This is a genomic window from Candidatus Lariskella endosymbiont of Hedychridium roseum (assembly GCF_964020185.1).
In the GTDB taxonomy this organism is placed as follows: domain Bacteria; phylum Pseudomonadota; class Alphaproteobacteria; order Rickettsiales; family Midichloriaceae; genus Lariskella.
Genome location: NZ_OZ026538.1, coordinates 1,390,948 through 1,404,670 on the forward strand (window position 1 = coordinate 1,390,948; position 13,723 = coordinate 1,404,670).

A 13,723-nucleotide genomic window follows, 5' to 3' on the forward strand; every position below is an offset into this window, starting at 1 on the left:
TTGACAATGACATAGTATCACTCTCTCTTTATATTTCCAGCATCTGTTTTGGATGGTGTGCTGGCGTCAGGCTGTCCTGGGGAAGAGCCTGTATCCATAGGGGGTTTATCATATGGATTTTTGCTTTGGTCAAGAGATTTTGGTTGGACGTCCTCATGAGACATAGTACTAGGCTGTCCATGTTCTGGAGCTTGAGATGGCTGACTGCCAAGTCCTGAAGTTCCTCCTTGCTGACCATAAGTAGGCCCTGCGGATTGTTGCCCAGGATCCGCAAAAGATCCTGGTGAAGTGGAAGGACCAGTGTCTTGTCTAGTTTGCGCTCCAGCGTCGAGCTTTGAGCCAGATCCAGCATTCTCACTTCCATATAGCCACGAGTCTTGTGTTTCAACAGACGGACTTGAAGAATATGGTGGTGGTGAAGGCGGTGGTGCAGATGGTGGCTTTATCCATGATGAATCAGCTCTACCGACGGCATCTGATGCGCTCTTAATAGAGCTGCTACCTTGTAACCCAGCTCCACTACCGCCGCTTCCTCCTCCAGAACCTTGAGCAGATTTACTATTATCACCTGACATATTGCCGCCGTCTGTTTTTTTACCGCCACCAACAAAATTTTTTAGTGATGAAAGACTATCTTTAATTCCTTGTCTACTCTGTCTTGCTTCGCTATCAAGACCAGTTGCATGGCCTACTATACTTGCAATATTTCTGATAGGATTTGCAGCATCTGCCACAGACACTAGATCTATACCAACCAAGCTGCCAGTTACCAGAGTCCTAGCAAGATTCGAACAAAATGCACAAAACGCATACATGCCTTGACTGATCACAAGGAAGGCAAGCGCAGCAGATACAGTCCAAATTGGAGAGCCAAATGGATCACTTGGTGGAGTGTGTGACACTGCTAAAGTCACAAAACCTGGTATTATACATATATCTATAATAGGCTCAAGGTGAAAACCCAGGAAACAAGATTTGCATGCTGTAAAAGATAGTGTTGTATAGAGGCAAGCTAACAGCAGCACATTAAACATTGCAATGGAAGTAAAAACGAATACAGGTTGCATCACAAAAGAAATCAGAGTCTTAACCCATGTATCAAACATACTACGCGTATATTTGAATAAGATAAAAGAGATAAATACTGGGGCTAGCAGTAATAAAATAGCGATTCCAAGTAGTGCCGTTAGATATATCATCATTGCACGTGCTATGCAGATTACATAGACTATGCATGCAAAAATCACAACGATTGCTATAATAAGTCCTAGAAAATTTGAGAATAAGATCGCTGCAATTTTCATCCATACTTGTGGACTGAAAAGCTGTTGAAATGGCCTGTCAAATATAGAAAAGACCAGTACAGGGTCTTGATCTAACGCAGCCTGATTTAAGTTGCCATAGATTGGAGCTGCAATCTTCGCAATCAGAGTAGTTGCTCCGTGCGTGAAAACATTGAACAGATGTGTAGAAAAGAAATCCCAGCTATTTTGTGAAATTAGCAGCGTCACTACAGCAAGTTTGACAATTCTAATCATAGCTTCTTTTTGATTAATCTGTGCAATTCCTATCATGAAGCTGATTCCTGTATACATTATGTATAGAACCATCAGCGCTCTAATTGCCCGGACGAATCCTGAATCACTAACAAATTGTTTGAAAATTTTCGGCACCATTCCAGGTTTGTCTGCAGTGCCAAATAGCTGACCATCAATGGTTTTGACAAGCTGACTAATGATACCTTCTACAACTCCTTTAGTCTCAGCTCTTGATACAGAAACAAAATATTGCCCCATTGTATTTGCGCGCTTATACTTATTACTACCTGTATTAATTAGACTTGCCAAACATATAGGATCCGTTGGCGAGCAGATTGGCCTGAGACCATTATCAGTTGTGAATGTGTCGCTAAGTTTTTTTATTCTAAAGAATATTTGTCCTTTATTCTTTCCTTCTGATTTGAATGCTGTTCCATTTTTTATAGCATCTTCAGGAACATCATACCATTCTACACTGTCTGCCTCAGGGAAATAGTCGTTTCCACCCTTTGTATCTGGAGCTATGACGGCATATTGCAACATCGCTCCATCTGAATATGGGCAGCCGCGCCATGCGATATCTACATCAAAACCACCAAGTCCATATTCCGTATTAAGTTGTTGGTGTAATATGTAATGCCTTACCCCAAGCCTTGTATATTGCTTAGAAAATTCAGAAAGGTTGCCAGCGAAGATATGCACACGGTACCTTTCAAGATCTTTATTTTGACTATCTCGTATGAAAGGCAGAATTTTAGAATCGACTTGCTTAGGCACAGCAAGCATAGGCCTGGTTTCCTCAGTAACCTGCGGCATCAGTCCGCGCCATATTTGCTGATCGTTATTTTTTTTTATACTTTGCGGATCTCCATCATACTTTATATTACACTTTTCATAATTTTCATCTGAGCAATCAGGCGGGACGGACATCCCAAGCGTCTGCAGCTTATCTCCAGGAAGTCCCAATGTGTCACCGCCTGTCAACCAATCACCAGGCCCAGGACCTCTGATTTGCAGCTTATGATTAATAGGAAAGTTCAATACATTACCAGAAACACTAGAGCCAGTGAAGAAATTACCACTATAGCGAATCATCAAATAATCACCATCTTTGACATCAATCTTGGTGTCAGTCCAGATATAGTTTCTTGCGTTCCAACGCGATGCAGAAGAATCAGATATCCACTTAGCTCTATTATTACTCCAATCTGTCTGCGAATATGACCTGAAAGAAGGAAATAATTTCACTGAATTATAGCCGCAAAGATAAACAGTGTTCACATCGGCAGATCCAGGGTTAACCATTATAACTCTAATTTTTTCGCCTGCGTCTATTGAAAGCCCTGATGGGAAGAATGCATAGTCTGCTGAGTCTATTGAAGATTTCTGGACACCGCAATAGGTCTTTGTGCTAACCGCATCTTTCCAAATAAAGCGCTCGGCACTTTTAGTTTCAGGATTTACCTCTCTATATTTACTAGTAAAGATTTCTCCTTTTTGGCAAGCAAGTGTGCACTGCTCAATAATATCTCTATTTAATTCTAATTGAGAGAGATTATTTGCCGAGGTTTGTTTAAAATCTTCATCGGTTGGTCCTGGGCTATTTACGCTTCTAGCAAAAGCGTTGCATTCGTTTTGGCAGCGTTTATAACATATATCTCCGATTGGTTTAACCGAAATAATTCTAGTATCAGTTTCACCAAAATCCCAAGCATGTACACAATCATAATATAATGATGAACCTTGAGCATGCGTACAGTTTAATAGCGTTAGTAAACAGAAAGTATAAGTAATTGTGCTAAGTAACTGAGCTGCACGAATCGATAAAGTAGAGCGAGTAATACTTAGCATTGCATTAGAAGGAGTTGAAGAGCGCTTAAAAGTAAACTTAGCGTAAACGTATAGCGTGCTGAGCAAACGTTTCACATTAAGGCAAAGAAAGACTGTGCTGCGCACAAGGCCTGTTAGCCTGCGTTCTTTCGTTGCACCTAATCTATATTTGAACTGTTTGCTCATAATTTTTTATAGCTATATTTTTATTTAACTTGCTTAAGAAGCTCCTCCGGCACCTCCAGCGCCGCCAATTTTGCTAGCAATCTCAGCTGTGTCCTTGCCTCCACCAATATTACCTCTCGGTGCAGATTTTCCACCGCCACCACCACCGCTGCTACCGTCTCCTTCTGGAGGCTTCCCAGCATCAGAAGCAGCATCTTTAGCGCTTGATGCTGCTTTCTGCGCAAGACTCATGCCTTTTGTTGCAACAGCCGTGCCTATCTCTTTTGCAAGCTTAGCTATATTAATGCTGCCTTTAGCGAGGCTGCCAAGATCCTGCACTCCAGTAAGCATTGCTAAAAACTCAGATATGGAGCCCATAAATATATAAAACAAAAAGGCAAACAACATGAGCTTAAGAGTGGCTTCTAGGTACATATCTAGGAATATGTCATTAAGTATTGTGAATTTGCCTAGCGGTCCTAAATCCAACCTTTTTGTTAATTTACCACCTATAGTACCAGCATTTGCAGCACAAGGATCAGAATCGACCGCAGAATATGTAGAACAATAAAGCGATGTAACTTTTCTACAAGCTTCTTTAACAGTTACTGTTCCACCTTTGATATCAAGATCTCCAAAGAATACTGAATCGAATGTCATTAACATCAGTGCGATAAAAGCAAAGAATAAACCTGGATATATTACATAACCAAGTAACATTGACATCCACTTTTGAAACATCGAACTTGTAAATTCAAACAGTGCAAATGCAACGAATACTGGAGAGAGCAATACTAATATTGTAATTGTGAACATAGACAAAATGAATATGTGCACAAATTTGAATATTATCATCAGTAGCATGAAGCAGTACAGGAATGATACTATAGAAAGCAGAAATCCTTTCAGTCCAACAAAGAAAGCTGCTGCTATAATCCAAACGCCTACCATCCCAGATATAGTATATTTACATGAGCCAAAGTTGAGGTAGTTCACCACTTTGCAATCTACAAGATCCCAAAGCGTCATTTGAACTACGGAGCCTTTTCCAATCGTTGGTTTGACAGCGCCGCCAAGCGCAGCAACATTGATTTGTCTCTCACTTAACAATTCACCTCCATCAATTCTGTATCTGCATAGGCCTATAGGATCATTGTTATTCTGTGCTGACATGAAAAATTGGGCTATTTGTGTCGCGGAATTAAGTAGTGCTGGGTATAATCCTGTAGCAGTATTTTTAGATGTAACAGGTTTATACCAAACACTTCCTAATGAAAAGTAAAGTACTAGGCAAAATTTTACTACATACATAATGATTTCAGATCTCTGAGGAACCTGTGGCAACGTCATCAGCTTTATGCCTATTAACGAAACGTACAGCACAAGTGCCGCAAAAACTATTTGCCGCATATTATCTTGCACCATCTGGAAGAAAGGTTTTCCTCCTGCAATGGCAGAAGATTGTGGATTTATAAATATCTTGATTAAAAGATCTTGTATACACCCAACTACAGTACTCACAACATGAAGATCACTGCTTAGGAACCCCTTAACTGGAGTGCCAGAATGTCCGTTATCATCAAATTTAGCAAGAGCTTTGCCAAGTGAGTTCAAATCTTGACGTCCTGTTAAGAAATAATAACATCTCGTATCACGCAAGTACTCTTGTATAAATTCATCAATCTCATTTTCATCGTTTGGTGGTGGGACGTAAGAACACCCTACTCTAATTGGAAGGAGTGTCCATGGTGCAACCACACACATTTGCAATTTTCCAATTTCATCATTAAATCTATAGTACGCATGGTAATGAGCTGGGAACAAGTATTGATCTTCCTTTGTATCAAGTATAACTTGATTTCTGGTTGGGGAACCTGACCCTCCTTTTTGACATCTATCTCCAAGCCCGCTCCAAAAACGACTCCAACCAGATATGTAATGCACAACAACTTTGCCTACCATCTTGCCTCTTGCGTAGTTGGCAGCGTCTCCAACGCAGTAAGGCGATGCTGCGCCCATATATCCCCAAGTTCTTCCTATTAATTTTGCATCATCATTATTGCCTGGCTGCAGAGTTTGTCCACTAACCGGGTCATAGTTTGGATCACAGTGATAGTAAAACGGAACGTCTGTTGGAGTTAAGGCGCCCTTTGCGACATTCACTATCTGTCCATTCTGTGGTTGGCAATCCATTAATCCGAGCTCAAGGTTTATTTGCTCATGCGGTGCAACTATGTATGCATTGGTACAAAGATCCACCATTATTACATATTCTGCGCCAAGTGCCAGCAATGCAATGATCGAACCAATTGGAAATTGTGTAAGCATGCCGATATATACAGCGCCGCGTCCAATAGTTGAAAGCAAGGACCATGTTCCTGTACTTGTGTTATTACATTCATTATTATTTTTGCCAAGTATAGTAGGAAGGCATGTATTATTAAACGCAGCATATTCCCATGGATAAGTCGCTTTACCAGAAGTGAAACAGTTATCCAAGCTACCAAGGTATGAGAACCAACCGCCACTAACTGCTCTACTTTCAAATTCCAACATTGTGTCATGTCCGAAAGAGTGGTTGCAATATGTGCAGAACGAGAGCACAGCAAGACATACTACTTTACAGAGCTTTGTCGCAATTAGATTGCAGAGGTTGTGAAACAACAAGCTTAGTGGAACATAAACTTTATTATATAACATGGCACACTCCACGATCAAATATCAGAATAAAAAGTTTGACAGATCGTGCCATACACCGAGAACACAACATAATAATGTTGCCCCACTGAAGTTGTTGGAATATATAACGTATAAGTTGCATACCTAGTCCTTAATCTCCTTCAAGCGTTTTGTAAATTCTGGCAACCAATCTTTAGGATCTTCACCAAATTTTTTACGCACATCATCTAAGATTAAAACAGTATCAGCTCTTCCAGACAAGACATTTATAATATCTGACATACCAGAAAGATCAATTCTTGCAACTACAGCGTCACTTCCTTGCTTAATTAGGAAGTAGCGACTTCCTGGATCTGTGGTTTTAATTAGCTGAAATTCTCTTTCGCTTAGCATAAATGTGGTTCTATAAGCTGATGTCGCTTTCAGATTTGGTAGAAATATTTGTGTTGCGGTTTGTTGTATCAAGGTGTCACTTATGACACTATTGCTTGCATCCTCAACGCTTTGTGTCGCAAATACTACAAATGCATTCAATTTTCTTAATACTTTTAACCAATCTTTAATTCTTGGAGCGAATACAGGGTTATCTATTAAAGCCCACGCTTCATCTAGTACTATCATGGTTGGTGAGCCATCCAAAGCTATATTGATTCTATGGAATAAATACAGAAGTACAGGGCCGAGGCTGACTTTATCTTTAAGCAGCTCTGCCATTTCAAATCCAAATATATTAGTTTTATCAAAATTTATTACATCTTCATCATTATCAAATATTCTTGCGTGAGAGCCGTTTGTATGCCACATTGCGATTCTCCCAGCTAAAGTACCAGGACCCTCTAGTCCTAAAAATGGCGCTATATTGCGCAATTTTCTATCTTTTGTCTTTAGCTTATAATTACCATTTACCGCAGCTGTGATAAGCGCCATATCCTCAGCAGTTATTTGCTCGTTGTTTGTAGATGCTAGTTGTCTTAGCCATTCTATCAAAAATGTTCTATTCTCCCCGTTATCTGGTAGTTGCAATGGGTTGAAGCCGCAGGCTGCACTTGGATCTATTATTGAATACTTCCCTTGCATTGCTCTTATAAAGATCTCGGCACCTCTATCTTTGTCGAAAAAAAACAGTCTACATTTAAATTTTTGTGCTTGTGCACATAAAAAATTCATCAGCACCGTCTTTCCGGACCCAGTTGGTCCTATAATTGTTGTATGCCCAACGTCGCGCAAGTGAAAGTTGAAAAAATAAGGGGTGCCTGAAGTAGTATCAAGTATAGTAACGGCATTGCCCCAATGATTGTTTTTTGCCCTCCCTATTGGATAGTTGTGCATAGAGTTAAATGCGGCTAGGTTCAGTGTGTTGATTGTCGCTTTTCTTACTATATAATCAAAATTACCAGGTAGCTGAGCCCAGAATGCAGGCTCCATGTTTACTTTTTCTCTTACACCTATACCACCTGAATTAGTTAGCTCTACTGCAGAAAGCGAAAGTATATAATCTAGTTCCTTTAGGTCATCTGCTACGCAAAGTACTGTCAGGTGATGTGTCCCAAAGCCTATTTCTCCGCTCATAGCACTATCAAGTGCTGAGCTTATTTCTATTACTTGAGATACAGCTTTATCTCCAGATTGTATCATCCTATTTTGTTGCAATTGCATTTTATTAATAGCTACCTGCCTATTAATAAATTGGAAGGATTGTGATATGACAAACTCAAACGGCATGCGCAAGAACGAATCCAGTATCCCAGGCCAAGTTTTAGGGCCGTATTCTTTAATACTGACTATCCCTGCAAATCTACTTCTTCCATCCAGTCCCTTGATCTCAATTGCCTTATTTCCGAAGTACAAACGGTGATTATTAATATAAGAGTCTAAATTCTGCGGTGAACATAATATTTTACCTGAATCTCCGCAATTCACTATCTTACTAAAGAATTCTGCGATTTCTGAATATGATGAAGATCCTATAGTTTCAATGCCAAGAAGCTTAGGGTTATACTCTCTGAGTGTATTTACAACCCTTCCAGTCGCCTCTTCTAGATTTTCATAAGCTTCAGATAGCGATTTACCCCAAGCCTCCTCATCTGCTCCATACATCAATTTCTTAACTAAATTTTCTACTATGCTTATGCTGCCAAGACCAGCACCACCTCTAGCTTCTTGTACTATTGAAATATATAGTTCATTGCTGAAAGCTTTACTGTGAATATGTTTTTGAGTCCATTGATGATCAAGAAAGCTTGCAAAGCCTTCTGGGATATCAACGTTCTTCTGTTGCTCAGCATATGGTGCTTGTTTTCGTCTAATGATATGGAAATAAAGTCCTAAGCTGCCGCTGCTCATTCCTTTAAACAACAGGTTTCTAATGCTCTTTTTGACATCCAAATCCTCATCATCTGCTGTCTCGAAGGAAAAGCCCCCTATTTTTACTACCTGTATTAATTGCTGAGTCTTTGTGATTACCGTGTTCTTATTCCAATGACATAGATATGGAATGAAATTTTTGACAGAATATTCTCGCTCTGCTATTTTCTGTTTTGGTGTACATGTTTTAAATATCTTAAGCATAGAACTGCTGTAAATCGATTAAAAACACTTGATAACAAGCATAAGCCAATACTCCTATACAATTTGGAGCTTTGGCAAAAAATGTATCCTGCATTGCAGGCTACACAATAATCTCTTAGCTCGGCAACTTAGTAAGCTATAAGTTGTCATAATCGTGCAATTTTTTATACGTCTTAGTAAGTATCGTATGAGTTTGCTCCATGGTAATGAGTGTTCATCCTTCTTGAGCATTTCTCACCTTTAACTTTGAATAATTCTATAAATAGCGGTTCTTTTGCACATATATAGTAACCAACTGCATGAATTGGAAAAAGAGAAGCTAAAAATCTAAAGTCTGAAGATATAATATATGCGATCATACATATCATAGAGTTCAGTATCGCAAACGTATAGCTTACTCCAAACAACATAGGAGGTCTTGTAAGACCTAAGAATAGTAAATCAGCTTTTACTGTACCAGGCATCTTCAAAACTCCAATATTAAGTTTTACAAACAGAAAGCAATTTCAAAGTTAGTGCATGTTTATATATACTTGTCATACTTTTCAAAATTGGCGCCTCTTGTAAGACCGCTCGTTATATATTGATTATACACATGCATCCCTTAGTTCTTCCTGGCTCTTTTTGAAGTCTAACTTCATATGTGTGCAAGTTATAAAATACCAACCTTCATTTACCTGTGGTATATACAGCACAAGCTTGAGATGGCAAAAATTCGAGCAGTTACAATGCTCCGACAACTACCAATCAATTCTATATTTGTATTGTATAAATTTAATAGATAACTTTCTGGTCTATAAAGACACATACAGTATGACTGTAATATTAATGAAATTTATATTCAAGCTCGATTAAGGTAGAGTATGTTGATTATAATGCAAAGCAAGAATTTTAGCGCCTGCATTCATCAAAATACTTTCTATGCGCATAAATATCCATATATTATCACATTTTGCGAATTCACATAAATTTTTTAAATCTTTGTGCATATTCTCGAATATAACAAGCCTGCCTATTTAGAATTTATGAATTTTTCTTAGATTCAATTTATTATCTTGAGATTTACCAAAAAAAAAGCTTTATAAGATTGGCAATCAATAAATTTTTCGGTCAAATGCCATGAGCTATACAAAAACTTTCGACGAAAGTAGCGGATTTATATCACAATCTTTCGATCATATTAAGCATTTTCTCTCTTATGTGGATGCTGCCGTATCAATACCTCCATTTATTTTACCTGTGGTAAACAACTCCATTCTCCCTGGATGTGACATCTATTGTAAGTCAAGTTTGAATTTTTGTAGAGCTAGACTAGGCAATAGTGAATTCTGCATGGAGAGATATATTAGACCTCTTGCATAACCTGTTCCAAACTGTGATTTGATTGTCACTAAAACATAAAAACACTCACGTGGATCATTGTTTGGTGACGTTTTGCAAAAATCTACTCTATAAGAATTTCTACCTCAGAATGAGGTTATGCAAGAGGTCTATTGAATGCGAATTGGAATGTGGATGGCATGCTTGGGCTCTCTAATTTTAGCCACCGTTTTCATAGCTAATACTTACTACTTTGCAGCTTTGCTTACTTTCAGCCATATATACCTCTGGCAGATAAAGAGTTTGTATTTAACTTGCATGCATACGAAGTTATACTTCAAAAAGAGCTAGGAAGAGTGCTAAGCAGTGTGTATAAATCAATACATAATGCGCAAACTGTAAGGCTCCAATTTTGAAAATTCTAACTGAGTATGTATTATGAAGTCGCCTGCATCATAGCGCTTGAAACGCAAGGTTTATATTGGTTACAAGTAATTATGGCGCACCGAAAGTCCAGCAAGAAAAGTAGCAAAGTTACCAAAAACCTTATGGATTTTATTAGATACTATTGGCAAATATCTGACAAATAATCTACAGAATAACAACGTCTTGTGCTGAATAATATACTTTTTTCACATTATATTCTCTATTCATCGATAAGGAAAAATACTATAATCTAACTTTCCGCAAAAATTTATTTGCAAGAGGCAAAATCAATTTTTGACGGATAAACCACCTAAACTGCAATCGAGTTTTAAGAAGAAGGTATATTGAAACGTTGTTACGGTACGAATCATGGACTACAGGTTGCTATATTGTTTGATTTTTTTGCGTAGTGTAGCAATAGAAATTCCAAGTACGCTTGCTGCTGCATTATGATCTTTTTCGTAAAACTTGAGGGCATTTGATATAGCACGTTTTTCTACTTCCTCAAGGGTGCCATCAAGCGTAGTGTGTTTCTTTCGTTTGACATGCGTTAGCTCAATGTCACTTGCATCGATTAAATCTGCTCTTGTTATAAGAAGGGCTCTGTGTACTATATTCTCAAGTTCTCTTATATTACCAGGCCATTCGTAGTTGGATAACTTATCATATGCACTATTTGAAAATTTCTTAGGCGTAATTCCATTTATCTTTGCATATTTAGCCATAAAGTGATCTGCAAGTATTGGAATATCCTCAATTCTATCTCGAAGATCTGGCAGTACCACGTTGATAACGTTCAATCTATAAAATAGATCTTCTCTAAATCTTCCAGCTTTCACTTCTTCAAGCAGATTCCTATTTGAAGTAGATATAACTCTTACATCTAGTTTCATAACCTTATTGCTTCCGATGCGAGATATTTCTCTTTCTTGCAATACTCTTAGAAGCTTTGCTTGCAGGCGAAGATCCATCTCACTTATCTCATCTAATAGGATGGTACTATGATTTGCTTCTTCAAACTTGCCCACTCTTTTCTCAAGCGCCCCAGTAAATGCACCTTTATCATGGCCAAATAATTCGGATTCCAGTAAATGCTCAGGAATTGCTGCGCAATTCAATGCGATAAGACTATTTTCTTTTCTATTGCTATTTTGATGTATGAATCTTGCAATTAATTCTTTTCCGGTGCCGGAATTTCCGGTAATAAGAACTGTTGCGCTTGAATCTGCAATTCTTGAGACAACATCCATAACATGCATAAAACTTTCAGATTTATAAACTATTTCATGATTCTTAGGTGTTGCAACAGCAGCGAAAACTGCTGCTATTAATTCCTCTTGCGGGGGAAGAGGTATATATTCTACTGCTCCAGATTTGATTGCTTTTGCCGCAACTTCAGGGCTGCAGTTTATTCCACATGCTACAACTGCTGTACATATACGCTCTGCTACAAGACTCTTGCAAAGTAGCTCTATATCGATAGATACATCTGCCATTATGAGATCTGCTCCTTTGCCTGATCTCATTGAATGAAGAGCAACGTCGATTGATGGTGTATGGAATACTTTAGCTCCTTGTTGAGAAGCAATTTTACTCGCTTCTATAAGTTGCCCTTCCAATCCTCCTATTATCATTAAACGCATTTGTTTACTCAAGATTTATTTATTGCCGCACAGTTCTAAAAACAAAGATTCATAAAATAAATGCTACGACACTGCTCAAAAAAAGCCACTTTCGCAGACTCCTTTGGCCTGATTTTTAAAGCATTACCTCATTAATTTCTTCGCAAATATATATTTGATTCAGAAATTAACTACTACTCTAAAAGATCATGCACTTAAAATCCCAGCGCGCGTAACTTATGAAGGCAGTACCTAAAAGCAAATATATACACTCGTTATACTGCAAAATTGGGGCATTTAGAATACTCTCTATGTATTTTTATACACATGCGCACTCATTCCTCCTAACTCTTTTTGAAGTCTAATTTCACATGTATATAATAAGTAAGTACCAAATCTTATCAAAGATATATGCTAAGTGGATCATGCTATAAGCCCACAGAGTATATGACAAATCTTAGGCTTTTTAGAATATTAACTGTGGACTTGTAGAAATAGTAAATAGACCTGTTTAAAGGGCTTTAAAACAACTCAACCATCTCATATCGCAATCAAAAAATTTTCTCAAATCAGCAATTTGATATTTCAGCATTGCAAGTCTTTCTATTCCTGCTCCAAAAGCAAATCCTCTATATTCTCTGCTATCAATACCTACGTTTTGTAATACTTTAGGATGCGTCATTCCGCATCCTAATACCTCTAACCAATCATCACCTTTTCCTATCTTCAGCGCACCTCTTGCACTTCTATCGCATCTGATATCTACTTCAAAAGATGGTGATGTGAATGGAAAGTAACTACTTCTAAAACGTATAGCATTTTCGTCACTGAAGCCGAAAAATGATTGGAGTAAGTTGGTTAAACACCATTTGAGATGTCCTATTTCTACATCTTTTGCTATATAAAGTCCCTCAGCTTGATGGAACATTGGCGTATGTGTTGCGTCATAATCTGCTCTGTAGACTTTACCAATTGATAATATTTTGATAGGCGGTTTATTATTTTGCATATGCCTTATTTCAACGGAGGAGGTATGTGTTCTGAGAAGCAGTGATCTATCCTTGATGTAGAATGTATCATGAGATTGTCTAGCAGGGTGTGATTCAGGGATATTCAGCGCAGTAAAGTTATGCCAATCGTCTTCAATCTCTGGCCCTGAAATACATACGAACCCCATAAGCCTCAATATCTCAGTAATATCGCTAATTACTTTACTAATTGGATGCTCCGTTCCATAGCTGAAATTACGTGTCGGTAGTGTAATATCTATACTTTGTGCAAAAAGCTCTAAATCGAGTGCGGCTTCTTCAATTGCTGCGTGTTTTTGTTGCAATTGATCTAAAATAAAATCTTTAAGCTTATTTATACGTTGCCCAACGCTCTTTCGTTCCTCCTGCGTAATAAGAGAAAGTGATTTCATTTCCGTGGTCAGTAGACCACTTCTACCTAGAAATTCGGCTTTTAAAGATATTATGTCTTGCTCTGTAGTTGCGCTTTTCAATTTATCTAAAAAGGTGCTCTCTATTATATCGATGTTTAACATATATTAATAAAAAATTATAACTAGAAATTATG

Annotated in this window: 6 protein-coding genes; all 6 read right to left on the minus strand. The window is 38.1% G+C overall.

Annotated features, from left to right (window positions below; all coding sequences use genetic code 11):
* Positions 1-17: 17 nt before the first annotated feature.
* Positions 18-3,554 carry a type IV secretion system protein gene (locus AACK98_RS07070; protein WP_339041049.1) on the minus strand — a complete coding sequence of 1,179 codons (3,537 nt, stop codon included), beginning with the start codon at positions 3,552-3,554 and terminating at the stop codon, positions 18-20.
* Positions 3,555-3,587: 33 nt separating this feature from the next.
* Entirely contained in the window at positions 3,588-6,089 is a 2,502-nt protein-coding gene (locus AACK98_RS07075) for a type IV secretion system protein (RefSeq protein ID WP_339041051.1), read from the minus strand.
* A gap of 267 nt (positions 6,090-6,356) precedes the next feature.
* Entirely contained in the window at positions 6,357-8,780 is a 2,424-nt protein-coding gene (locus AACK98_RS07080; protein WP_339041053.1) for a VirB4 family type IV secretion/conjugal transfer ATPase, read from the minus strand.
* A 173-nt stretch (positions 8,781-8,953) separates the two neighbouring features.
* Positions 8,954-9,244 (minus strand): VirB3 family type IV secretion system protein, encoded by a 291-nt coding sequence (locus AACK98_RS07085; protein WP_339042665.1) that lies wholly within the window; start codon positions 9,242-9,244, stop codon positions 8,954-8,956.
* Between the two features lie 1,656 nt (positions 9,245-10,900).
* A complete protein-coding gene (locus AACK98_RS07090; protein ID WP_339041055.1) occupies positions 10,901-12,160 on the minus strand; it encodes a sigma-54 dependent transcriptional regulator in 1,260 nt (419 codons plus the stop codon).
* A 499-nt stretch (positions 12,161-12,659) separates the two neighbouring features.
* Complete coding sequence (gene pheS, locus AACK98_RS07095; protein ID WP_339041057.1) at positions 12,660-13,691, minus strand: phenylalanine--tRNA ligase subunit alpha; 1,032 nt, start codon at positions 13,689-13,691, stop codon at positions 12,660-12,662.
* Between the last annotated feature and the right edge of the window lie 32 nt (positions 13,692-13,723).